The sequence below is a fragment of the Desulfuromusa ferrireducens genome (genome assembly GCF_055389805.1).
On the sequence record NZ_AP042415.1, the window covers coordinates 4,335,440 to 4,360,289 of the forward strand.

Annotated in this window: 24 protein-coding genes; 2 read left to right on the forward strand and 22 right to left on the reverse strand. The window is 52.9% G+C overall.

Annotation, left to right across the window (positions count from 1 at the left end):
* Positions 1–2: 2 nt before the first annotated feature.
* The 22 genes from ACZ5PT_RS19455 to ACZ5PT_RS19560 all read right to left on the reverse strand — a co-directional run bounded on the left by ACZ5PT_RS19455 (position 3) and on the right by ACZ5PT_RS19560 (position 21,196).
* Positions 3–695 carry a PTS sugar transporter subunit IIC gene (locus ACZ5PT_RS19455; RefSeq protein ID WP_464264672.1) on the reverse strand — a complete coding sequence of 231 codons (693 nt, stop codon included), beginning with the start codon at positions 693–695 and terminating at the stop codon, positions 3–5.
* Positions 692–1,186, reverse strand: a complete 495-nt coding sequence (locus tag ACZ5PT_RS19460; RefSeq protein ID WP_464264673.1) for a PTS sugar transporter subunit IIB — start codon at positions 1,184–1,186, stop codon at positions 692–694. The genes ACZ5PT_RS19455 and ACZ5PT_RS19460 overlap by 4 nt, the downstream gene beginning before the upstream one ends.
* 19 nt (positions 1,187–1,205) lie before the next feature.
* Positions 1,206–1,604, reverse strand: a complete 399-nt coding sequence (locus tag ACZ5PT_RS19465) for a PTS sugar transporter subunit IIA (protein WP_464264674.1) — start codon at positions 1,602–1,604, stop codon at positions 1,206–1,208.
* 3 nt (positions 1,605–1,607) lie between these two features.
* Positions 1,608–2,468 (reverse strand): RNase adapter RapZ, encoded by an 861-nt coding sequence (gene rapZ, locus ACZ5PT_RS19470; RefSeq protein WP_464264675.1) that lies wholly within the window; start codon positions 2,466–2,468, stop codon positions 1,608–1,610.
* Positions 2,465–3,439: an HPr(Ser) kinase/phosphatase gene (hprK, locus tag ACZ5PT_RS19475; protein ID WP_464264676.1), complete on the reverse strand. Its 975-nt coding sequence runs from the start codon at positions 3,437–3,439 to the stop codon at positions 2,465–2,467. Before hprK ends, rapZ begins: the two co-directional genes overlap by 4 nt.
* 100 nt (positions 3,440–3,539) lie before the next feature.
* Positions 3,540–4,001, reverse strand: coding sequence for a PTS sugar transporter subunit IIA (locus ACZ5PT_RS19480; protein WP_464264677.1), 462 nt, complete (start codon positions 3,999–4,001; stop codon positions 3,540–3,542).
* A 79-nt stretch (positions 4,002–4,080) separates the two neighbouring features.
* Positions 4,081–4,629, reverse strand: a complete 549-nt coding sequence (gene hpf, locus ACZ5PT_RS19485) for a ribosome hibernation-promoting factor, HPF/YfiA family (protein ID WP_464264678.1) — start codon at positions 4,627–4,629, stop codon at positions 4,081–4,083.
* A 116-nt stretch (positions 4,630–4,745) separates the two neighbouring features.
* Positions 4,746–6,200 (reverse strand): RNA polymerase factor sigma-54, encoded by a 1,455-nt coding sequence (rpoN, locus tag ACZ5PT_RS19490; RefSeq protein WP_464264679.1) that lies wholly within the window; start codon positions 6,198–6,200, stop codon positions 4,746–4,748.
* Between the two features lie 84 nt (positions 6,201–6,284).
* Entirely contained in the window at positions 6,285–7,010 is a 726-nt protein-coding gene (gene lptB / locus ACZ5PT_RS19495) for an LPS export ABC transporter ATP-binding protein (protein WP_464264680.1), read from the reverse strand.
* Positions 7,007–7,504, reverse strand: coding sequence for a lipopolysaccharide transport periplasmic protein LptA (gene lptA, locus ACZ5PT_RS19500; RefSeq protein ID WP_464264681.1), 498 nt, complete (start codon positions 7,502–7,504; stop codon positions 7,007–7,009). Before lptA ends, lptB begins: the two co-directional genes overlap by 4 nt.
* Positions 7,497–8,075, reverse strand: coding sequence for an LPS export ABC transporter periplasmic protein LptC (lptC, locus tag ACZ5PT_RS19505; RefSeq protein ID WP_464264682.1), 579 nt, complete (start codon positions 8,073–8,075; stop codon positions 7,497–7,499). Before lptC ends, lptA begins: the two co-directional genes overlap by 8 nt.
* Positions 8,076–8,145: 70 nt before the next feature.
* A complete protein-coding gene (locus ACZ5PT_RS19510) occupies positions 8,146–8,664 on the reverse strand; it encodes a KdsC family phosphatase (RefSeq protein WP_464264683.1) in 519 nt (172 codons plus the stop codon).
* On the reverse strand, positions 8,664–9,629 hold the full coding sequence (locus ACZ5PT_RS19515; protein WP_464264684.1) for a KpsF/GutQ family sugar-phosphate isomerase: 966 nt from the start codon (positions 9,627–9,629) through the stop codon (positions 8,664–8,666). The genes ACZ5PT_RS19510 and ACZ5PT_RS19515 overlap by 1 nt, the downstream gene beginning before the upstream one ends.
* Positions 9,623–10,468: a 3-deoxy-8-phosphooctulonate synthase gene (kdsA, locus tag ACZ5PT_RS19520; protein WP_464266773.1), complete on the reverse strand. Its 846-nt coding sequence runs from the start codon at positions 10,466–10,468 to the stop codon at positions 9,623–9,625. The genes ACZ5PT_RS19515 and kdsA overlap by 7 nt, the downstream gene beginning before the upstream one ends.
* A 1-nt stretch (position 10,469) precedes the next feature.
* Positions 10,470–12,071: a CTP synthase gene (locus tag ACZ5PT_RS19525; RefSeq protein ID WP_464264685.1), complete on the reverse strand. Its 1,602-nt coding sequence runs from the start codon at positions 12,069–12,071 to the stop codon at positions 10,470–10,472.
* A gap of 173 nt (positions 12,072–12,244) precedes the next feature.
* Entirely contained in the window at positions 12,245–13,015 is a 771-nt protein-coding gene (gene kdsB, locus ACZ5PT_RS19530; protein ID WP_464264686.1) for a 3-deoxy-manno-octulosonate cytidylyltransferase, read from the reverse strand.
* A gap of 100 nt (positions 13,016–13,115) precedes the next feature.
* On the reverse strand, positions 13,116–14,891 hold the full coding sequence (locus tag ACZ5PT_RS19535; protein ID WP_464264687.1) for a Na/Pi cotransporter family protein: 1,776 nt from the start codon (positions 14,889–14,891) through the stop codon (positions 13,116–13,118).
* Between the two features lie 105 nt (positions 14,892–14,996).
* Positions 14,997–16,514, reverse strand: a complete 1,518-nt coding sequence (gene lnt / locus ACZ5PT_RS19540) for an apolipoprotein N-acyltransferase (protein ID WP_464264688.1) — start codon at positions 16,512–16,514, stop codon at positions 14,997–14,999.
* 5 nt (positions 16,515–16,519) lie between these two features.
* Positions 16,520–17,377 (reverse strand): hemolysin family protein, encoded by an 858-nt coding sequence (locus ACZ5PT_RS19545; RefSeq protein WP_464264689.1) that lies wholly within the window; start codon positions 17,375–17,377, stop codon positions 16,520–16,522.
* A 20-nt stretch (positions 17,378–17,397) separates the two neighbouring features.
* Positions 17,398–17,871, reverse strand: a complete 474-nt coding sequence (gene ybeY, locus ACZ5PT_RS19550; protein WP_464264690.1) for an rRNA maturation RNase YbeY — start codon at positions 17,869–17,871, stop codon at positions 17,398–17,400.
* A complete protein-coding gene (locus ACZ5PT_RS19555) occupies positions 17,771–20,182 on the reverse strand; it encodes an HD family phosphohydrolase (protein ID WP_464264691.1) in 2,412 nt (803 codons plus the stop codon). Before ACZ5PT_RS19555 ends, ybeY begins: the two co-directional genes overlap by 101 nt.
* Before the next feature lie 27 nt (positions 20,183–20,209).
* The gene (locus ACZ5PT_RS19560) at positions 20,210–21,196 is read right to left on the reverse strand and encodes a PhoH family protein (RefSeq protein WP_464264692.1); all 987 of its coding nucleotides are present in this window, start codon (positions 21,194–21,196) and stop codon (positions 20,210–20,212) included.
* A 230-nt stretch (positions 21,197–21,426) separates the two neighbouring features.
* On the opposite strand from ACZ5PT_RS19560, the gene ACZ5PT_RS19565 reads away from it, so the two are divergent.
* Both ACZ5PT_RS19565 and ACZ5PT_RS19570 read left to right on the forward strand, forming a co-directional pair.
* Positions 21,427–23,634 carry a HEAT repeat domain-containing protein gene (locus ACZ5PT_RS19565; protein ID WP_464264693.1) on the forward strand — a complete coding sequence of 736 codons (2,208 nt, stop codon included), beginning with the start codon at positions 21,427–21,429 and terminating at the stop codon, positions 23,632–23,634.
* Positions 23,631–24,776 (forward strand): HD-GYP domain-containing protein, encoded by a 1,146-nt coding sequence (locus ACZ5PT_RS19570; RefSeq protein ID WP_464264694.1) that lies wholly within the window; start codon positions 23,631–23,633, stop codon positions 24,774–24,776. Before ACZ5PT_RS19565 ends, ACZ5PT_RS19570 begins: the two co-directional genes overlap by 4 nt.
* The last annotated feature ends 74 nt before the right edge of the window (positions 24,777–24,850 follow it).

The following is a 24,850-nucleotide window of genomic DNA, read 5'->3' on the forward strand; positions in this document are numbered from 1 at the left end:
GGCTACACCAACCACATCAGCAGAAAGGCCATGCCAAAAGAAGCACAAAACAGGGTCAAGGCCCGGCTGACATTGATCGTCCCGAGGATGACAGCAACCCCCACTAGTGGCAAAGCAAGTTGCAACCAACCGCTGGAATGCAATAAAGACTGTTTCACGATCGGCCAGAGGATCGGCACTAGAAAAAAGCCACCGAAGATGATCACAACATAGGTCCCCACGGCCGCCAGCGAAAAACTGAGTAAGCCGCGCAGGTGCTGCAATTCAGCCAATTTCAAATGACCTTTATCCAGACAACTTTCTGCCTGCGTCAGCAAGCGAATATTGTACTGCCGGGAAAAGCGGTCAAAAAACTGTCCGACCTTGCCCAGGGGGATGGCAATCAGCAAACAGAGTAACATCAACTCTGTCCCGGGGGCCCCCAGCAAGCGTCCAAGAGTAATCGTCAGGACACTACTGGCAATCGCCACCTGGGTATCATCGGGTGGGATGGCGGCGCCGACCGGCAAACGCGCCAACCAGAGCAACTCCACCATCAAGCCGATCTGCAGCCCAACCGCTGGTTCCCCGAGTAGCCAGGAAACCAGCGGGGCGGCAACGATCGGCCGGGAAATCATGACCTGCAAAATCGCCGTACGATCCAGCCCGCAAACAAGGGCGACCAATGCACCGATAAGCAGCTCAGAAACACTCAAGGTTTTTTCCTCCGGTTAGGAAACAGTTTTTTCCATGAGCGTTCGCTATCGGCCGGAATACAACGCGCTGAAATAACGACACCGGCATGTTCTAATTCCTGCAAGGTATCCAGATCGTCCTGATCCAAAAAAAGAGTACAACTCAGCCTGGTTTTCCCGACCCCGGCGTGGAGGTTACCCAGATTCAACTGCTGGTAGACAAGCCCACAACGATAAGCCCGCAATGCATCAGCGGTCGTGCCAAACAATAACAGAGTCCTGCAACCATCCAAATCACCAGAAGCAAAAAGTGCCGTTATTTCCTCAATCGAGCCAATCTCTACCCGCATCCGACTGGGCACAGAGGATTCCATCATCATCCGCTTAAGGGGAGTCGCAGCAACGTTGTCATTTGCCACCACCAGACAGTTGGCGTGCACGTAAGGCACCCAGGATTCCAACACCTGGCCATGAATCAAACGATTATCAATACGGGTCAGGACAAGACTCATTCACGGTCTCCAACAACGATTATTTCAACAGCTCAGATGGCAGCATGATAGCTTTACGCGCATAATCTTTAAGGAACTCGGCCAGGATAGCGACCGACTTGTCCCGCCGGGCGCTGATACATTTCAGCAGCATCGGCAAATTGATGCCAGTGACAATTTCAATCTGAGAATCTTGCAAAAACTCGGCACTGATATTGGTCGGTGTACCACCGAACATATCCGTCAGGATAATGGTCCCATCTCCGTCTTGGCCAACACTCTGCACCGCCAACTGTAACTGCTGCTGAACTGACGCAACCGCAACAGATCGATCAATACTGATCGCTTGCAAGCGTGCTGCCGGACCAACAATCATTTCCGCGGCACAAATAAACTCACGACCTAAATTCGAATGGGTCACAATGACAATGCCGATCATCGGTCAGCCTTTAGCCACATCGCGGTGATTAACGCGCAGATTGACCGAGCTGTCAGGGAAGCTGACGGACAGATCTTCGACAATGGAAACGCTGCGATGTCGGCCGCCGGTACAGCCAATGGCAATCGTCAGATAACTCTTCCCCTCGTCCCGATAATGCGGCATCAGAAAGGCGAGCAACTGATCAAGGTGCTGACGAAAATCGCGGCAAGCCTGCTGGCCAAGCACATAATCGCGCAACGTCTTATCCAAACCGGTCAATGGTCGTAAATTGTCTATATAGTATGGGTTCGGCAGGAAACGCACATCAAAAACCAGATCGGCAGCGGGAGGTAACCCATAACGATAACCGAAGGATTCAAGACTGACTATCAGCAGTGACTCGCCCTTTTCGCCAAGATAATTCAGGAGCAAATCACGCATCTGTCGCGAGTTGAGATTACTACTGTCAATAATCCGCGAGGCTTCTGTACGTAGGGAGCGCAATAGCTGCCGTTCACGGGAAATTCCGGCCTGAACCGTTTCGTCGGCAGCCAGCGGATGAGAGCGGCGTGTTTCGGAATAACGCCTTAAGAGAACCTCGTCCGAGGCTTCGAAGAAAAGTATTTCGACTTCGCAACCACTGGCTTCCAGTTGATCGAGAGTCACGCGGTAATCAGCCAGAAAACCGCGATTACGCACGTCGATCACAACCGCGACGTCGGTCGACTCCTTCAAACCTTCCTGGGCTCGCTGAATAAAATCCGGCAACATAGCAAACGGCAGATTATCAACGACAAAAAAGCCTTGATCTTCCAACACGCGAACGGCGGTACTTTTACCAGAGCCAGACAAGCCGGTTATGATCAGCAGCCGACGACTCATTCCAGATTATCCCCAATGATGGTGTGGGCATGCAGACGGGCGGCCTCGGCCATCCGTTCTTCGAGCAACCCCTGAAACTCGCGCGCGCTATGATAACCCATCTCTTTTAACAACTGATTGCGTGCCGCGACCTCAACAATAGTGCCGGCGTTACGCCCAGGACCAACAGGGATACGCATGAACGGAAGCTCAACGCCATGGATCTCTAAAGTTTTCTCCTCCAACCCGAGTCGATCATATTCCTTGCCCTCTTCCCACTGGACAAGTTCAACGACCATATCAATTTTTTTCCGTTCACGAATCGCCGCAACGCCGAACAAGTGCTTGATATTGAGAATACCCAGGCCACGAATTTCCATGTGGTAGTGCAGCAGGTCCATCCCCTCGCCAAAGATAACCGAGGGCAACTTCAGACGCACCTTGATAACATCATCAGCAACCAACCGATAACCACGCAAAATCAGTTCGAGGGCACATTCGCTTTTCCCAACCCCACTTTTCCCCTGTAACAGAACACCAACACCAAGAATATCGATCAATACTCCATGTAACGTTGACGTCGGCAGCAATCGTTCTTCAAGAAATTTGGTAATCAAGGAGATAAAACTTGAACTGAGGTGCCTGGTCCGCAGCACAGGGGTGTCGCAGGACTCAGCCTGCTGGACGAGATAGTCAGGAACTTCCTGATCTTTGGTGATAATCAAACAAGAAAGGTTACGGTCTAAAATCAGCTGGAGTTGTTCTGTCGCTTTCTCACGCGACATCGTCGTTAGATAGCTCAGTTCGGTCGAACCAAGAACCTGAATCCTATCCCGATGTAGACTGCTGCTATAGCCAGCCAAGGCCAAGCCGGGCTTCTGGATGCGCGGAATAGTGACCTTGTTCGCCAAGCCACCAGCGCCGGCCAAAAGCTCCAGGTCAAGGCCGGCTTCTTCTTCATCGAGAATTTCCTGGATAGTCAGTTCAGCCATAGGTCTGATTCAAATCGACTAGCGGGGCAAAGCCCAGAAGATAAAGGAGCCTACAGCCTAAAACCAACCAACTGCAGACCAAAACGGGACTCTTTTCCTATCAGGCCTGGTCCTCTTCGTCAAGAATGACCTGATAAATGGCATCCTGATCTTCCGCGTCTAATAATTTCTGCCGCACGGTCGAATCTTTCAACAATTTTGAAATCCGAGCCAAGGTTTTCAGGTGGACACCGATCGATTCTTCCGGGGCGATCAACAGAAAAAACAAATGAGCTGGCTGGCCATCCATCGATTCAAAGTCAACACCACCTCGACTTCTGCCAAAAGCAAGCATTAATTCCGGGATGCCAGCTAATTTACCGTGAGGAATCGCCACACCATCCCCGATCCCGGTACTGCCAAGCTTTTCACGTTCCTGCAGAACCTCTATCACTTCATCACGGTTAAGCGACGGCTCACATGCAATCAGGGCATCGGTCAATTCAGCAAGAGCGCGATTTTTATCACGTGCCTGCAAGTCAGCAACGATTGCCTGAGAATTTAGCAACTCAGATATTTTCATACTTATAATCTTTATTAGTCAGCAGTAAAAAAGACGGGTAATTTCAGTGATTCACACGAAATTACCCGTCGGCGGCCATTCAGCTTCCCTGGGGAACAATCAGTCCATAATTACCATCTTTACGACGGTAAACAACGTTCATTTCTTCGGAGCGATCGTCGGTAAAAACGAGGAAATCCTTGTCGAGCAGATCCATCTGCATGACAGCCTCTTCAACCGACATCGGCTTAACAGAAAAGGAATGACTTTTGATGATTTCCGGGGTCTCGTGCCCTTCATCGACACTGGAAGCAGCCAGGACAGACTTATCTACCAGCCGTTGAGCCCCGGTACTCCCTTTGTGTCGCTTGAGTTTTTCTTTATAACGCTTCAGTTGCCGCTCAATTTTGTCAACCATCAGGTCAACAGCGGCATACATATCCTCTTTCTCTTCAACACTCTTCATGGTCAGCCCTTTAGCGACCATGGTGACTTCTGCCCGGTGATTGATCTTTTTCTGTACCGACAGAACCACTTGCGCATCGATAGGCTCCTCGATGTACTTCTTAACCTTGGCCAGTTTCTCTTCCACATAGCTACGTACGGCTTCGCTGCTTTCCATGTGACGGAAGGTAACGGCAATTTGCATAAATATTCCTCCTTCGATAAACAGACCCTAAGAGTCCGGTGTAGGTCATCTCAGTATAGCGCAGAATTGATCGAGAAACAGTTATTCCCGATCATCACAGCAGAACAATCCAGAAGTTAAAACAATCTCTTACGCTCGGTCGACGAACCAAGACCAAGCATTTCTCGATATTTGGTCACAGTTCGGCGAGCGATATTAATATCCTGCTCTTTGAGCAGGGCAACAATTTTCTGATCGGAAAACGGTTTTTTAGGATTCTCCGTAGCGACGATTTCCTTGATCCGGCTCTTGACACTCTCCGAAGCAACCGCATCACCATCAACCGTATTGATACCACTGTTAAAAAAGTACTTTAATTCAAACAATCCCTGCGGGGTCTGCACGTACTTATTGGTGGTCACTCGGCTGACGGTTGATTCGTGCATCTCGATATCTTCAGCCACATCGCGCAAAACCAGCGGCTTAAGATGCTCGATGCCATGATCAAAAAAGGCTCGCTGATATTTAACAATACTTTTGGTGACCTTATAAATGGTCCGCTGCCGCTGATGGATACTCTTGATCAACCAGACCGCACTGCGCATCTTGTCCTGAATGTACTCATTAGCCTTTTTGTCCACTGAGTCACTATTGGTCAAGGCATTGCGGTAGAGGGAATTGATCCGCAGATTGGGCAGACCCTCATCATTTTGCGTTACGACATAATCGTCGCCAACCTTGTTCACATAAATATCAGGGACGATGTAGTGAATATCCTCTTCGCTATAAAGCAGCCCAGGACGCGGGTCAAGCTCGGATACCAGTTTTGCGGCAGCCAGAACCTCATCGAGCGAAACCTTCAGCGCTTTGGCAATAATCGGATATTTACGCCCTTCTAACTCACTAATAAAATCGCGTAGAATCGTCGCGGCCAGGGTGTCGGACAATCCCAATCGATCCAGTTGCAACAATAAACAGTCTTGCAAATTACGACAAGCGACCCCGGCCGGATCATATTGCCGTACCCGCTCCAGTGCCCGCTCAATTATCTCCGTTGACTGCCCGGACACCTCGGCCAACTCCTCAACGGTGGCATGCAAATAGCCGACATCATCAAGATTGCCGATAATCTCCGCCATCGCCAAACGCTCAACATCGCTGGCCGTGGAAAAACCCAGCTGCCACATCAGATGATCCGTCAAGCTCCCTTTTTTCGTCAATAAACTTTCATACGAAGGACGATCTTCGTGCTCTTCGTAACTATCACGCGAGCTGCTGCTATTTAGGCTATAGCCTTCGAGGTAGGTCTGCCAATCGATGTCATCCATCCCCTCCGCGTCGGCTTTAACCTCCTGTTCAGGTGGCACATCACTGTCGGAAGTCGGCTCTTTCTCAGCATCAGGCAAGCCGTCCTCACGCTCATCCTTTGAATCAAGGCCTTCTTCGAGCAACGGGTTTTCCGCCAGCTCCTCAGTCACTACATCAACCAACTCCATACGCGAGAGCTGCAACAACTTGATTGCTTGTTGTAACTGGGGCGTCATCACCAGTTGTTGACTCAGTTTTACCTGTAAACGAAGATCAAGCGCCATCAGTACCTTCTATCGAAAAATCCCAGACAATGTTATTCAACACTAACATTGTCGCTGTTAAAAGTCTCTCTTTGATCACGACTCTCAAAGTTTAAATTTATCGCCCAAATAGATTTCACGAGCGGTACTACTTGCGGCAATTTGCTCAGGCGTTCCATATTCAAGCACTTTGCCTTGATTGAGAATGTAGGCCTGATCACAAACACCGAGAGTTTCGCGCACGTTGTGATCCGAAATCAAAATACCGATGCCACGCTCTTTGAGCTGAAAAACGATATTCTGGATGTCGATGACAGCAATCGGATCGATTCCGGCAAAGGGTTCATCGAGTAACAAAAAGGCCGGTTCCAAAACCAGAGAACGTGCAATCTCAACACGCCGCCGCTCACCACCGGAAAGAGCATACCCCTTGGAGTTGCGGATATGACCGATATGCAGATCCTCCAACAACTCCTCAAGCCGCTCCTGCTGCTGAGCCGTCGACAGGTCGAGTGTTTCGAGAATCGCCAACAGGTTTTCAGCCACGGTTAGTTTACGAAAAACAGACGCCTCTTGTGGCAGATAGGAGATACCAGACCGGGCGCGACGATACATCGGCAATCCGGTCAACTCCTGATCGTCGAGATAAACCGCCCCTTGATCTGGAGTCGCCAAACCAACCACCATATAAAAACTGGTGGTTTTGCCGGCCCCGTTGGGACCAAGCAGACCAATCACCTGCCCCGAACTGACCTGCAGATCTACCCCGGAGACAACTTCACGACCGACATAGGATTTATATAACCCCTTGGCTTGCAGTGTACGACTCACTCCTGCCCCGGCTTCTGATTGGGAAACAAAACCGCCTTGACACGACCACTATCTCCACCTTTGACAACACTGCGGTTCTCTTGCAAGTAAACGGTGATTTCTTCCCCTGTCACCAGATTCTGCCCCTGATGCACTTGAGCATTGCCATACAAAACCAGGGTCCCCTGAAGCTGCCGATAAATAGCCCGGTCGGCGGTTGCGGTGCGGTCAAGCTGAACAACACGAACACTGCCCAAAGCCTCAAGTCGATCGACCTGATCCTCCACCGGCAAGGAATAGACAATCAGCTTGTCACAATAGAGCGTAATATCACCCTGCTTAGCAACAACGTCACCGGAAAAGATTGCTTTGCGTTGCTCCTGATGTGCCTCTAATTGCTGCGCAGTCACCTCGATCGGCAAAGCCGCTGGCTTCGGAACCTGCCCCTGCTGGGCATTCGCTGGCGAAATAAAGAGCAACAAGCCGAGCAACAAAAGCTGTACGGATCTATTCATCGCTCCGATTTTTCCTTTCTTCTGGCAACAACAACATCCAAACATCTTTTTCCACCAAAAGGTAGCCGCGTGCCAGATCAACCTGCAAGCCGATTCCGGTCAACTCCATTCGGGGAGTGACCACCCTGATCGGAGCAGCGCTGTGCAACTGGCGTTGTTGATCATCATAATGCAATCGTTCAGTGTAGAGGTGCTCGTCAGTCGAGGTCGCAACAACCACATTTCCCCACGCCTCAACTTGGCGCTTTTCCTGCTCCAGCAGGCCATGCTCAGCCGATAACGTCACCTCGTCGAACTGGCCCGCGTCATACATTGTCAGATGCAAAGCATCGAGAATTGCCTGATTGTTGTCCCGCTGATATTCAGCCTTATCAGCATCAAGAGTCCAACTGCGCTTACCATCTTCATTCTGCGTATAATGCAACTGCTCCAAGGCCAGATCGACCTGTTCCGGCAACGCTTCAAGAATCTGTAGCGGGCTTTGCTGTTTCAGGTGACGCCAGATAACAACCCCCAACGCCAGAACTGCCAGCAAAATCAGAACCGCCAGCAGGCGGCGCAGCTTTAACATTGTCGGCCTTTCACTTTTCAGATCTACACCCCGCCCAAACAGGGAACAGTACAAACCCGAATAACTACCTCTAAGAAGTGAAGTAACGTTTAGTCAGAGTATCCCACTGGCCACTGGCTTTTATTAGCATGTCGCAGACTTCACGCACCGCACCTCGCCCACCGGGGCGGCTGGTAACATAGTCGACTAGGGGCAACACCTCGGGGACGGCATCAGCCACCGTGGCGCTGAAACCAACCCGGCGCAAAACCGGCAGATCAACCACATCGTCCCCCATATAAGCGACTTGCTCATCGCTCAGGCCCTGCTCTGTCAAAATCTCCTGGTAGGGATCAAGCTTGTTCAGGGCCTTTTGATAGAGGATATCGATGCCGAGCTCTGCGGCCCGTTTGACAACCACCTCCGACTTACGGCCGGTGATGATACCGATTTTGATCCCGGCGCGCTGCAGCATTTTCAACCCGTGCCCGTCTTTGACGTCGAAGGCCTTTAGTTCATTGCCCTGATTATCGTAGATAATCCGCCCGTCGGTCATGATGCCATCAACATCGAGCAGCAGCAGTTTTATTTTGGCTAACCTAGCCTCCATCAGACAACACCCGACTTGAGCAGATCATGCAAATGCACGATACCAACCGGAACCGTGCCCTCGTCGTCATCAAAAACAAACAGCGAGGTAATCGAGCAGCTCTCCATAATCTGCAAGGCCTTGGCTGCTAGATTGCGACGCAAAATCCGCTTCGGTGAGGTGGTCATCACTTCAGATATCGGCTGCTGCAAGCTGTCCAGCCCCTGTTCCATTATCCGGCGCAGATCCCCATCAGTAAAGACGCCAAGCAACTGGCCTTGACAATCGACGATCCCGGTAATGCCCAACTTCTTGCTGGTAATTTCAAACAAAGCATCACGTAACAGCACTTCCGGCAGCACCAAAGGCACGTCCTTGCCGGTATTCATCAGATCCTCAACCCGCAGCAACAAACGCTTGCCGAGCGCACCGCCGGGATGAAACAGAGCAAAATCCTCTGCCTTAAAACCGCGCTCCTCCAACAGGGCAACGGCCAAGGCATCCCCCATCGCCAGGGTTGCGGTGGTACTGGCGGTCGGAGCCAGGCCAAGGGGACAGGCCTCTTCGGCAACACTGATATCGAGATGGCAATCACCGGCAATGGCCAATGTGCTTTTCGGGTTTCCCGACATCGAGACCAGCGGCAAACCCATGCGCTTGATAACCGGTAAGATGCGGCAGACTTCCTCGGTTTCACCGGAGTTGGAGATGGCAATAACCACATCCCCTTTGGCCAGCATGCCGAGATCGCCGTGGATACCTTCGGCCGGATGGAGAAAAAAGGTCGGCGTGCCGGTTGAGGCCATGGTTGCAGCGATCTTCTGGCAGATCAGTCCTGACTTGCCCATCCCAGTAACGACCACTTTCCCCTGGCAGGCGAGGATCATTGCAATTGCCTGGGTAAAGTCACCATTTATCCGTGACTGCAACGCCAATACGGCATCGGCTTCGATCTGCAAGACTCGCTTTGCGGTTTCAATCAACAACTTGTTTCTCCTGTACCGTTCTGCTTAAAAATAGCGTCGAAGGTCATAACCTGCTGTAACATCGGTTTAACTTGCTCCAGCGGCAAGGAATTCGGCCCATCACACAGCGCCTGGTCAGGATTTTCATGCACCTCCCAGAACAGACCATCAATACCGGTCGCAACCGCCGCGCGCGACAGTGCGCCGACAAACTGCCGCTGACCGGAGGAAGAACCACCGGCGCCGCCGGGCAATTGCACCGAATGGGTGGCATCAAAAACGACCGGATAGCCCATGTCGCGCATGATCACCAGCGAACGCATATCGACCACCAGATTATTGTAACCAAAAGACGCACCGCGCTCGGTCAGCAGAATTTGCTGATTACCGGTCGACTCGATCTTCTTGATACCGTGCTCAACGTCCCACGGCGCCAAGAACTGGCCTTTTTTCAGGTTGACCGCTTTGCCGGTTTTGCCAACAGCAACCAACAGATCGGTCTGACGACTTAAAAAAGCTGGGATCTGCAGGATATCGAGGACCTCGGCAGCGGCAGCGACCTGACTGACATCATGGACATCAGAGATAACCGGCAGCTCGAAATCGGCCTTAACCCGCTCGAGAATCCGTAAGCCCTCATCCATTCCCGGTCCGCGGAAAGAGGTCACCGAGGTCCGGTTGGCCTTGTCATAAGAAGCCTTGAAGATCAGCTGACATCCGAGTTCTGCGGTAATCGTCTTGAGTCGCTCGGCGATCCGCAACGTCAAAGATTCATTTTCAATTGCGCAGGGTCCGGCAATCAACACCAGCGGATGCTGACCGCCAAATTTGGCCGAACCGACTGTTACTTCTTTCATCAGCCTACTCCTGGCGCTTCTTCAGACAAGCACCGACAAACGATTCAAACAATGGATGCGGCTCCATCGGCCGGGATTTGAACTCGGGGTGAAACTGGCAGCCGAGGAACCATGGATGATCATCCAATTCGATGATTTCCACCAGATCCGATTCAGGGTTGATGCCGGACAAAACCAGTCCGCACTCCTGCAGTTTTTTGCGGTAGGAATTGTTAAATTCAAAGCGATGACGATGCCGCTCGGTCAGGTGCTCCATACCATAAATCCGCCGCGCCAGAGTCCCCTCGGAAAGATCACAGGGATAGGCGCCAAGACGCATGGTGCCGCCCTTGCCTTTGACCTTTTTCTGTTCCTCCATAATATGGATGATCGGATTTTTCGCCTGTTCCTGAAACTCCGAGGAATGAGCATCTTCGATCTGGCAGACATAGCGGGCGAATTCAACAACCGCCATCTGCATACCGAGACAGATGCCGAAGAAGGGCAGCTTATTTTCGCGGGCATAGCGGATTGCAGCAATCTTCCCTTCGCTGCCGCGCTCGCCAAAGCCACCCGGCACGAGGATGCCGTCGATACCCTCAAAAGCACCATTAATGCCATGCCGCTCAAGGGCTTCAGAGTCGACATAAGTCAAATTGACCCGGCAGTTGCTGGCAATACCGCCGTGGGTCAGGGCTTCGGCCAAAGACTTATAGCTTTCGGTCAAACCGACATACTTACCGACGATGGCAATGTTCGTCTCACCGGCCGGTTCCTTGACCCGTGCAACGATCCGGTTCCAATCGGCCAGATCGGGAGCCTTGGTCCAGATATTCAGGTAGTCGACAATCCGCTCATCAAGCCCTTCAGCATGAAATTCTGTTGGCACCTCATAAATGGTCGGCACGTCACGGGCGGTAATGACCGCATCCTCCGGAACATTACAAAACAGAGCGATTTTGGCTTTCATGTCGCGGGGAATTTCGCGATCGCAACGACACAGCAGGATATCCGGCTGGATACCAATTTGGCGCAAATCCTTGACACTGTGCTGGGTCGGTTTGGTCTTCAATTCACCGGCCGTGGGGATATAAGGCACAAGGGTCAGGTGGATATAGAGGACATTCTCACGGCCGCGATCGGCGCGAAACTGACGGATCGCTTCAAGAAAGGGCAACGACTCGATATCGCCGACCGTGCCGCCAACCTCAACGATGGCGATGTCGACATCCTTGGCATTATCAAGAATCTTCTGCTTGATCTCGTTGGTAATATGCGGAATGACCTGCACGGTGCCACCGAGGTAATCACCACGGCGTTCCTTGCGAATAACCGTGTCGTAAACCTGGCCAGTGGTGAAGTTCGATTTTTTCGACAACTTGGCACGAGTGTAGCGTTCGTAGTGACCAAGGTCGAGATCCGTTTCTGCACCATCGTCGGTAACAAACACTTCACCGTGTTGAAAGGGGCTCATGGTCCCAGGATCGACATTAATATAGGGGTCCATCTTCTGCATCGACACCTTCAAACCACGGGACTCCATCAACGCCCCAATCGATGCTGCGGCCAGTCCTTTACCGAGGGAAGAAACTACCCCACCGGTGACAAAGAGAAACTTCGTCTTCATCGTCAATCCTGCTCCTTGAAGAAAATACGTGATGACCTGTCACATAGCAGCAAAAAAACTAACTGCTGGCACAGGACGAAAGGCTGATTCTACACACAAACAGGACCGAAGGAAACCCCCGATCCTGCAAAAAACTCTCCATCTCCACAATAGCGGTCAATTCAACGTTATCGTTATATTTTTTCTGCCGACATCAAACGCGAAACCCGCTCCAGATCTTCGGGGGTATCAACGCCGTGGCAAGAAAACTCAGTCTCAGCAACATAGAGCTTGATCCCGCTCTCCAGAGCTCGCAACTGCTCAAGATTTTCCAACGCTTCGAGCGGCGTTATCGACATGGCCGGATAGCCCAGCAACAGCTCGCGGCGATACACATACAACCCGATGTGACGATAAAGAGCGACCCTGTCGAGGGACTGTGCCAACTCTTCGCGCGACAGATCACGGGGCCAGGGAATCGGCGCACGAGAAAAATAGAGCGCCAGGCCGGCACTGTCCTTAACCACCTTGACGACATTAGGATTGTAAAAGTCCTCAATCTGATCGATCCGACCGGCCAGGGTTCCCATTTGCAGCTGCGAATTTTCGACCAGCGGCGCAACCGCCTGATCAATCATGCGCGGATTGATCAACGGCTCATCGCCCTGCACATTAACGATCAACTCGGCGTCAAGTCGCGCTGCAACTTCGGCGAGGCGGTCGGTGCCGGTCGGGTGATCAGCACGGGTCAACATGACCTCTCCGCCAAAGCCTTTCACCACCGTGGCGATCCGCTCATCGTCAGTCGCGACAATCACCCGCTCAACCGTTTTTGCCTTGGAAACCTGATGACAGACGTGCTGGATCATCGGCAGCCCCTTAATCAGAGCCAGGGGCTTACCAGGAAAACGGGTCGATGCGTAACGTGCGGGAATTATTGCGGTTGCCTTTGGGGGCGTTTTCATCTTTCAAATCCTTCGTGCGAGCAACGAAACCATGCGACAAAACGGGTAAATATTGGCGCGAAAAATCGGCCATGTCAACAGCAATCCGGCCGGGTTAAGATTAGACTTCAGTCGGCAGCATAAGCCGTGAAATCCGCTTGGTCAGGGTATAGATGCGCTTTAACTTATCGATCAGTTCGAATTCCATCTGCAGAGTCCTCAGCCGCTCCTGTCCGCTGGTCGCCAAACTGCTGACCTGGCGCTGCAATGCCTGATCAACCAACCGATTGATTTCACTGCGCATGGCGATAACTTCCTGGGCGGCCAACTGATCTTTATCCTGAACCGCCTTAACGGCCGACTCCAGCGCGCGATAGATCCAATCATAAAGGGTGGTTAGCGTTAGCAACATCGTTTCGCTCGGCTGCATATCCTGCTCTATCATTTTGCGGCCGAGAACGCTCAGGTCGGTTTCCAGAACATCGCCGACCCCTTCCAGGTTATCGGCCACCTGGCTGAGTTGAAAAAATTCATCGGTCTGCTCTCTGGATAATTCACGCTTGCCGACCCGACTTAAGTAGGTGACGATTTCAGCGTGCAGAATATCTGCCGCATCATCCGCCTTTTCAACCTCGCAGAAAAGCTGCTCGTCCCGGTTCTCCAGGGCAACGCGGGCCTGGGCCAGCATCAATTGGATATGACTGCCAAGGTGGCCGATCTCCATCCGCACCACATTCAAAGCCATCGACGGGGTATCGAGCAGATCCTCATCGAGGAATTTCGGCTCGACAATGACCTTCCCCCCGCCCCTTTCCTTATCCGGCAACAGCCTGGTGACCAATTGCGCCAACAGTGGGGTAAAACCGATAAACAGCAGGGTGTTGGCGACGTTAAACAGAGTGTTGGCATTGGCAATCTGGCGCGGGGTTTCCGCCGCCAGCCTCGCCAGTCCGGAGAGGTTGGCCTTAACCGGTGACAACAACCTCGACCACTCGGCCAGATTTTCGGTAAAACCAATCCAGACCAACACCCCCATAACATTAAAGATGACATGCACCGCTGCCGCCCGAACGGCCGGACGCGCCTTCCCGAGCGAGGCCAGAAAGGCGGTAACACAAGTCCCGATATTCGCCCCCAAGGCGAGGGCAATTCCAGCCGGCAGGGTGATAAAACCCTGGCTGGCCATGACAATAACAATGCCGGTGGTTGCCGACGAAGACTGTACCAACGCGGTAAACAGTCCGCCAGCCATAATCCCCAGCAGCGGGTTCTCCATCCGCACCATCAACTCGAGAAACGGTTGATAACTGCGCAACGGGTGCATGGCCTCACTCATCACGTTCATACCGAAGAACACCAGCCCGAGACCGAGCAAAATACCACCGTACTGCTTGAACTTATCCTGCCGACTGAGAAACAGCAGAGCGAAGCCGACAGCAATAAAACCCAGGGCCAGTTTGGTCACCTTAAAAGCGACAATCTGCGCGGTAATGGTGGTGCCAATATTGGCCCCCATAATAACGCCGATCGACTGACTCAAGGTCATCAACCCAGCACTGACAAAGCCGACCACCAAAACGGTCGTCACCGAAGACGATTGAATAACTGCGGTCACCATCGCCCCGACGAAGGCCCCACTGAAGCGGTTTGAGGTAAGTCGGGCAAGAATCGTCTGCATGCGCGCACCAGCTGCAGCCTTGAGGGCGGCGGCCATCTGCTCCATGCCGAGCAGAAACAGGGCCAGTCCACCGAAGACTCCCATGGTCATCTGCCCCCAAGCCATCTGCGGAAAAAGACTTTCGGCTGCCCATCCGATAAACGGCAGGCTTAACAACACGACCAAACAGACGCTTGACGGCAAAACTCTAGCTATTTTGTCGGAAGCGACTCGCCACATAAACCGACTCCTTAAGCTGCGCACAAACTTGTCTTGTCATCGACCTGAGAATGTTTTTTAGAGTATACCAATAAGGAGGACAGAACCATCAAAGAATGGCATGAATCAGTTGCGCTGCTGACGTTTCTGTCGCCAGACAAGTAATGCCAGCCCAGCAGTACTGCACAACAGACAGGCCTGTGCCATCAGGTCACCGAAGCGGGTGTAAAAGGTGGCCTCACTGCCGAGACCGACGCGGCCGGAAAGCTGCAGCGGTTCAAACAAGGGACTGGCAGCGGTCACCTTTCCGGAGGGAGCGATCAGTGCGGAAACACCGGTATTGGCAGCCCGAGCCAGCCAGATACGGTTTTCAATGGCTCGAAAGCGGGCCATTGCCAGATGTTGATAGGGGGCTGAGGAATGCCCGAACCAGGCATCGTTGGTCAGATTAACCAGCAAGCTGCTGCCCTGCCGGACATAATCTCTGGCCAACCCAGGGAAAATCACCTCATAGCAGATCAGCACCCCGAGGTTATGACCATTGAGCGGCAAGGGTTTGACCGTCCCCGGAGAAAAATCGCCAACCCCGACGACAATCTTATTGATGAAGGAGAGCAACGTCCCCAAGGGAACATATTCACCAAACGGCACCAGGTGGATTTTGTCTGAGCGACCCAGTTCTTCCCCTGCGGGAGAAAAAAGATAGGCGCTATTAAAATAGCGATAATCTCCGTCGCCCTGCGACTGATAGGCCGGGCTGCCAACCAGCAAGTAACTGTTTTTCTCTACCGGAACCTGCCGAACCCGATCAGCCAGTGGCGTTTGTTCTTGCAGAAAAAACGGTGTTGCCGCCTCCGGCCAGATCAACAGCTCGGGTTTGTCAGCAGCAGCCTGCGAGGAGAGTTGCAGATATTTGTCGATGGTCGCTTGCCGGTGCTCGGGATTCCACTTCACCGCTTGATCGACATTGCCCTGAATCAGCGCCACCTGCAGTTGGTCATCACGCAGATCAAGCGGCTGGCTTTCGCGCCAGAAACCGTAACCGAAATGAGTAACCGACATCAGCAGCGTTCCAGCCACCCCCAACCAGGCGAAACGGTTACGCGGCTGAGAAATAATCCCAGCCAGCGCACAATTGACCGCAACCAGCAACAGACTGACGCCGTAAACACCGGTCACATCGGCGCTCTGAATGGCCAAGGAAAAATCCTGCTGCGAATAACCAAGCAGCGCCCAGGGGAACCCGGTCAGCAACAAGCTGCGCAGGTACTCCAGAGCAACCCAGAGCACTGGCAGAGTCAATAAGTACGGGAGTTTAAATTGGCTTTCAAAACGGCACGCCAACCAACTGGCGGCGGCGAAATAGAGCGCCAGATAGACGATCAAAAACAGATAAGCGAGTAGGGAAAATAGCAGATTCAAACCACCATAGGTGGTCATGACAATATTCACCCAATAAAGAACCGCGCCGAAAAAAGAACAGCCGCAGACAAACCCGGAAGCAAAGGGACGCTGCTTCATCACCAGCAGCAGGGGGGTCAGGGCAATCCAGGCCAGTGGGTAAAGATTGGGCAGAGGAAAGGCCGCCGCCAACAGCAAGCCGGAGACAGCCGAGAACAGCAGGGTACGATCAAGCTGTGGCATCAGCATCAACCCGGTTCTGTCGCCACATCTGTCGGCAGCGGAAAAATACGCAATTGCCGAATGGCGCGCTGATCACCAGCAACCACCAGAATCTCCAGGGAGTCGATCTCGACCCGCTCACCGGCGGCGGGAACCCGGCCGAGGTGTTCAACGACGTAACCACCAACGGTGTCGAACTTTTCGCGCTCGACCTCAATATCGAAATGCTCTTCGAAATCTTCAATATTCAGACGCCCATCGATCAACACGGTACCGTTCGGCTCCTCAATCAACCATTCGTCTTCCAGATCGTATTCATCGCGAATTTCGCCGACAATCTCTTCGATCAGGTCTTCAATCGTCACCAACCCGGAAGTGCCGCCATACTCATCGATAATGATGGCAATATGCACCCGGGTTTCGCGAAATTCCTGCAAAAGGTCACTGACCAGTTTCGATTCGGGAACCAGATAGGGGGGACGCAGCACATCCTCGAGCTTAATTTCATCGAGCGGCTGCCCCCAGAAACGCAGCAGATCCTTGGCATAAACCAGGCCAATAATATTGTCGTTATTCTCTTTGTAGACCGGGATACGAGAGTGTCCCGATTTGATAATGGCGGCCAAAATGGTACTGAGCGGCTCATCGCCATCGACACAGACCATGTCGGTGCGTGGCACCATCACTTCACGCAGGATGGTTTCATCCAACTCCAGAATTGACTGGAGCATATCCCCTTCATCTTCGTCGATAATCCCCTTGAGCTCCGAGGCATCGATCAGATCCTGCAATTCCTCTTCCGTACTCGCTTCCGGACGACCACGAAAAGCCCGCAGCAAACGCCTCGGCCAACCGGGAGCATCCTGCCCATTATCACTGTCCACTTATGCCACCCTCACCTGTGCTATTTCAGCAAATAACCGCTCGCGGTCAAAAATTCCGGCCCTAACAACGCAAACAGCTCCCGCTCACGGGCCTCCATCTGCAGCGCCTGTTCTTCTGTGCCCCGCTCGTGATCGTAGCCGAGCAGGTGTAAAATTCCGTGCAGCAACAAAAAAATCAGCTCATGCTCAAAGGGGCTGCCCGCCTCCGCCGCATCCTCGGCAGCCCGCTCAGCGGAAATCACCACGTCACCGAGCAGTAACGGCTGCAAACCAGCGCCTTCACCTTCCTGCATGGCAAAAGAGATGACATTGGTCGGGCGGTCACGTTGCAGGTAATCGCGATTAATCTCTTGAATCCCCGCATTATCGAGAATCAAGATCGACAGTTCGCCTTTAGGAAATCCCGAGACGCTTAAGATCTTCCGCGCTATCTTGCGCAGCGGGCGCTTCAGGATCTTTTGTTTCCGCTGCCGATTCTCTATCTGGATTCTCATTTTTATCCTTCACTTTATCTACCCCGGGAACACACTCCTCTTTCTCGTTCTTCTCTCGAACGATATGGACCGGCTCCGGATAATCAACACGATGGTGGAACGAACCTGCCAGCACCCGATTGAAGCTCTTGGCGATCAGGTGCAAATCTTTCAACGTCAAATCACATTCGTCCAACTGGCCATCGATAAAAATATTATTGATCAGCTTCTGCACCATCCCCTGAGTCCGCGCCGGGGTCGGATCGATGAGGGTCCGGCTGGCCGCTTCGATAGCATCGGCAAGCATAATCAGCGCTGCTTCACGGGTTTGCGGCTTAGGGCCAAGATAACGGTAATCCCGCTCATCGACCTGTGGCATCCCCGGTTCCACCTGACCCTTGGCGCGATCGTAAAAAAACTTGATCAACGAGGTCCCGTGGTGTTGCTGAATAATATCGGCCAACTCAGGGCCCAACTTATGTTCACGCGCCAGTTCGACACCATCCTTGATATGCGAGGTCAAAACTAGCGCACTCATCGACGGCACCAGCTTATCGTGCTTGTTGCGCTGACCGCCGGAATTCTCGATAAAATACAGCGGTTTTTTGACCTTGCCGATATCGTGATAGTAGGCGGCAACGCGGGCCAACAACGGATTGGCATGAATCGCCTCGGCAGCGGCCTCAACCAGGTTCCCGACCAGGATTGAGTGATGATAGGTTCCGGGCGCCACAACCATCAACTGGCGTAAAATCGGCGAGTTCATATTGGCCAGTTCCAGCAGCTTGATATCGGTCGTGTACTTGAACATCGCCTCAACCAGCGGAATGGTGCCGGTAACGAACACCGTACTGAGCAGGCCGCCAAACAGGCCGAAGCCGATTTTCCAGGCTAACTGCAGCTCAAAACCACGTCCGGCCAGGAAGTGGATACCGATCAACAGGGCGGCATTGGCCAGCCCCACCCACATACCAGCGCGATAAATACTTGCCCGTTCCTGGCAATGACGCACTCCATGAGCACCAACCAGACTGCTGGTGAGCACGAACAGGGCCATAAATAAGCTATTGCCGAACAGGACCCCGACCAGAATCGAGCAGCACAGGGAAAACAGCAATGCGGTTTCAGCATTGAGTACGATCCGCACCAACATGGCGCCAAGGGCAAAGGGGATAGCGTAGAAATAGGCGGAGGAATCGATATAGGCAAAAGTATTGCCCAAGGCGGTGGAGATAAATATTGATACTTTGATCAGGACAAACAGAGCCAGAAACACCAGCGCTAAAAACAACAGGTCCCGTGAATCGGGGCAGAACTTACGAATATTATTATGCGCATAGTGATAGCCGGTGTACACCAGTAATAGAATGCAGAGCAGCAATCCCAATGCCGTCGGCAGGCTGCGGTTATCACGACCCGACTCACGGATGGCCCGCAATTTAAGAATCTGATCGGCCGTTACGCGCGCGCCCTCGCGGACGATCATCTCGCCCTTCTTCACCTGAAAGAGGACTGGCTTGACCTCAGCCCGCGCCTGCTGGCGACGACTTTGGGTTTCCTCCTGATTAAAAGACAGGCTGGGGCGTAGCTGCTGCTGCACCAATTTCAATAAGGTTTGATGCTGCACCGGCGACAACCCGGGCATTTCACTCAACAGAAATTTAGCCTGCTCCAACGCCTCATTCAGGCCGAAGGTTCGCTCCAGCACCCCGCGCGGCAATTCTTCGCTGCTGACAACGTCGCGAACCAGAATCATTTTTTCCCGATCGACGTTGAAGACCTGCAGGTTGGCCACAATCGGGCGATCAAAAACCTGACTTAACAGCTCAGCTGCCTGATGTGGAATTTGCGGATCGAGCGGCAAATCGATTAAGGCCTGATACTCGATCAGGGTCAACGGCACCCCGAAATCGGACTCCAGTTGCGGCAGGAACTCCTCCTGGTTGGGCGGATTTTCGACATTCTGCAATTCGAGCAGCAGTTGCAAGCCACTGCGAATCCGTTCGACCGCCTGCCGACCGGCGGTGGTCTGATAATCATAAACAGGTGGCACAGCAGCCCAGGCCTCGTCCTGCTTGGACTTGGTCAAGGGGACATCTTCAACCAGCAGCTCGCGCGGTGACTTGATATCGCGCGAAGCGATATCGCCAGGAGAATGATAATCGGGGATAAAACCGCCCTTGGGGACGATAATCAGCGTCAGCAGCAAGGCCACGGCAAGCAACAGCCAGATACCGAAGCGGGGTTTACGCCGATTGCGCAATCCCTGCATCCCATCGCCGAAAATGGCGGCACGACTTTGGCGCACTTTTTCCAGTTCTTCTTTGGTCATAATCCCTCTAGCCGAAAAGCGGCAAGATCATCCGTTTTCGCGCCGCCTCGACGGCAACACGCGGCGATCGGCCACCTGGTATGCCTGCACAATCGCTTGCACGATCGGATGGCGGACCACATCGACATCAGTGAAATGATTAAACGCAATGCCCGGCACGCCATCAAGAACATCGACGGCGTGCAATAAACCCGAGTACGTATCACGTGGCAAGTCAACCTGGGTAATGTCGCCGGTAATAACGGCACGACTACCAAACCCAAGCCGCGTAAGGAACATTTTCATTTGAGCAGAGGTGGTATTCTGCGCCTCATCGAGAATGACGAAAGCATCGTTCAACGTCCGGCCGCGCATAAAGGCCAACGGCGCCACTTCAACCACGCCGGTCTCAACCATTTCTTTGGCTTTTTCCAGATCAACCATATCGTACAGGGCATCGTAGAGCGGTCGCAGGTACGGATTAACCTTTTCCGCCAGGTCACCCGGCAAAAAACCAAGTTTTTCACCCGCTTCCACCGCCGGCCGGACCAACATAATCCGGCTGACCTCTTTCCGCATCAGCGCCGCCACCCCCATCGCCATCGCCAAATAGGTTTTTCCGGTACCGGCCGGACCGATACCAAAGACCACGTGATTGTGCCGAATATTGTCGATGTAGGTTTTCTGCGCCAGGCTTTTGGGGGCGATGATTTTTTTGCGCGCCGAGACAAAGACCGTATCACAAAAGATATCTTTTAAATTTGTCGTGGAATCAGTCGAGAGAATCCGGATGGCGTAATCAATGTCGGTTGGGTAGATCGGCATACCATCACGCAACAAAGCACAGAGCTCTTCCAGTAGGCGATAGCCAACCTGAACCTGTGCTTGCTCACCCGAGAGAGTGAGAACAGACCCCTTACTGCCGATGCGAACACCAAGCTTCTTTTCGATCAGCTTAAGATGCTTGTTCTGCTGGCCGAACAACTGTGCAGCCAGAACCGCATCGCCAACGTCAAAACGTTCGCGGGGACTCATATACGCTTATTGCCTTAAAAGAATAGATTTTCACGTCAAGAAACGTATCACCAAAAAGCCCGGATTGCAAGATGCGGCGACAAAGGAGAGGTCAACCCACCTCCCAACGGTAGAGAGGGTTACCAACCTAGTAAAAATAAGGCCGCCAGATCACGGCCAATCAACAGAAGAGACTTTTAAGTACCCGCCAAATGTCGTATATACTTAGCTATAATGAGAAGACTAAACAAATGACTAAGTCAGGTTCGGGGGGGGGGGGCAATTTGGACCCACAGGCAACGCAACACAGTAGCTCAGACAACGACAACAGGGTTTTGGCGGCCTTTCTGCACGAGCTGAATATCGCTCGCCGTAACCTGACCCTGTACCCCCCGGAACATCCGCAACTCGCCACAACCAGCGGCAACGTACTCAAACAACTGAACAAGTTATTTGCCAGCCGGGACAGGATCACCTTCGGTGTTGCGCCGGATGCACTTTTTTTTGAACATCAGTGGCTCGACAAAGAGAACCCCACCTTCAAGACCTTCGCCGGTTTTCTCTCCGCCTTCGGTATCGCCTCCATTCATTTCATGCAGGGCTTAACCGCGGCTGAACTGATCCGCTTTTGCCAACTGCTACGCAGCGATCGACAGACGATAGAAACGCATGGCGGTTTTTCTGCGCTGATGCAACAGCAACAGATCAGCAACATCAATATTATCCCGATTGATTACGGCGTGTTCCAATCCAGTGCGGAGCAGAACGACTCACAGTCGGCGGCAAATACAGATATTTGGGAGGACTTCCTCCACGGCCTGCTGGATGATTTACTCGATCTCGGTGACGGCGGACTGCGCTTGGCCCCAAAGACCATCGCCGAAATTCTGAACGAAAAGATGGTCCGTGACGATTCGCCTGCCGACCTGCCGGAAGGCGCCGTGAACAACTTCGTCGAGAAAATTCTCGACAGCGGTCAATCGCGCAGCGAAGGGGCTTCTGCAGCTGATCTGGGAAAGCTACTCAACCACCTGTCACCAAAGCTGCAGGAAAGGTTTCTGGCCGGGACTTTTCAGGCCCTCGATAAAAACACTGCCGAGGCAGCAAATATCCTCAGCAGACTATCTCCTGATATGCTGCGAAAAGCCCTTGATCCTCGGGCTCAGCAAACCCTGAAAATCTCGCCCCGGCTGGTAGAGCTGGTCGGTCAGCTGGCGACAAACCCAACCCCTGACTTAGCACGCAGTGTCAAAAGCGATTCGGGACCAATGGCAAAGGATATGGTCCGCGCCCGCCTCGACGTGCTCTTCAGCGAAGAAGATCATGATCTCTACATGCCGGGCAACTACCAGGCGGCGTTAAAAAACATCCTCAACGACGACATCGCCAGCAGTCTTCCCGAAGAAGAAAAGGAACAGCTAAAAGAGAGCTTCGAAAAGCAATCTGTCGAGTTGCAATGTTGTGCCGTTATTTTTGAGCTGCTCTCCGACTCCCTCGGCCTTGAGGACGAAGAAGCCGTCCAGCACAATCTGCTTGATTTATCCCGCTTTTTTCTCGATACCGGCAACTTCACCGCCCTGCGAGAAATCTACAGCAACTGGTCTTCCTTCGTATATAGCGGCACGTCCAACGCCAGCATCTTCGATGAGCGGGTCATGGCCAACCACACCCAACAAGCCTTCATGCTGGAAGTCCTCGATGGCGTCGAACTCTGGGGAGAAGAGCAGGCCGCTGCGATTCACCAATACATCGCCACCGTCGGCGAAGCCTATACCGACCTGATCATCGAGCAGCTTGGTCTGGCCCGAGAGTTCAAACAACGGCGCTACTGGATGGAGGTACTCGCCGCAATCGGTGCCGACGCCAACCAACTGCTGGTTCAGGCGCTTGCCGATGAACGCTGGTACCTGATCCGCAACCTGCTGATCGTGCTGGGAAAGAACCTGGAACCGGCGACACTCAAAGCGGTCCACCGGCTCGCGGATCATCCCCACCCGAAGGTTCGTCAGGAAGTGATGCGCGTCCTTTTTCACTGCAACCCGGCAACCGCCAACCGGATGCTGCTAAAAGAATTACATAGTGATGATCCAGAGGCTCAGCTGTCAGCCATTCAGATTGCCGATCTGAGCAACGATACCGAAGTCCTCAGCGTTCTTCACCAGCAACTGCAAGGCGAGATCAACAGTGATTTCGACCTCGAAGTCAAACAACAGATCCTCGCCACCCTGTCCCTGATCGGCAGTCGCGACAGCCTCTCCCTGCTGCGTGTTTTGCTGCAAAAAAAGGGGCTCTTGCAATCGCGCCGGCAGAAGCAATTCCAGCGGGATATCATCCACAGTATCAACCTCTACCCGCGCGACATCGCCGATAAGTTGCTTCAGGAGCTTGCCTCCAGCCGCCGCCGCCAGCAAGCCAAGCTGGCCAGTGAACTGTTACAACTCAAGGGAGAGTCACTATGAGCCAGACATCCCACGAACATCTGCATCGTTTTATCCGGCTGCTGACGACCGCCTCGGCGAACGCGGCCCTCTACCACCTTGAGCACTTACAGGTTGCCCGACTCTGCCGCCAAGCCCTTGACGAGCTGAACAGCCTGTTCCTCAATCACAGTAATATCACCCTGAAAATCATCGAAAACCAGCTGATTTTCGACAACCGACAGGTCGAACCGAACCTGGCCATTCAACGACTGATGTCCTCTTTGCAAGTGCATGACATCAGCCACCTGCAAATCGAGCCGGGAATCTACAGCGAAGAGCTTCTGGGACTGATCAACACACTGAGCAAACGTCCAGAGAAGCAAGTCGACCTGACTGAAAGCGAACACATCCATTTCGGTCAGATCGAAGTTCGCTATCGAAAAGGAGGCAGCTCCGTTCTCACCACCGAGCAGGCGCTGGCTGACATCGAAAACAAAGAAGCCGACCGCTTCATGGATGTTTACCAGGCGGTGCAGACAAAAAAGAAAATCAACCTGGCGGGAATTACCGAGATCGTCAATAACTTTGTCAACACCTTCAGCGAACACAGTGACTCGTTCCTGGCCATTGCTCCGCTGCGCTCAATGGATGAGTACACCTACACCCATTCGACCAATATCTGCCTGCTCAACCTGGCCCAAGCGCGGCAACTCGGCATCGAAGGGCAGTTACTCAGCGACATCGGCATTGCGGCCATGCTGCACGATGTCGGCAAGATGTTTATTTCGCCAGATATCCTCGGCAAAACTGAAGCGCTTGATGAAGAAGAATGGCGGATCATGCAGCAGCACCCCCGACTCGGAGCCGAATACTTGCTCAATACCCCCGGGGTGCCGCGTCTGGCAGTGGTCAACGCCTTTGAACATCACATGCGTTACGATGGCCAGGGCTACCCCAAGACCAAACGGCCCTGGCAGATGAATCTCTGTTCGCACATGACCGCCATTTCCGATACCTACGACGCCATGCGCACCAATCGCAGCTACGAAGAGTCGCTGGAGCTCGACAAAATCATCAACACCATGTTTGAGCTGGCCGGCACCAAGCTGCACCCGCAACTGACCTACAGTTTTTTACAGGTTCTCTACAAGCGCGAGAAAGAGTCCCAAACCCACCGCTAGAACAATCTTCCGTGGCTAAATCTTGCAGCCGACCCCGGCAAGATGCTATACAGTCGCAACTTACCTGCATACGA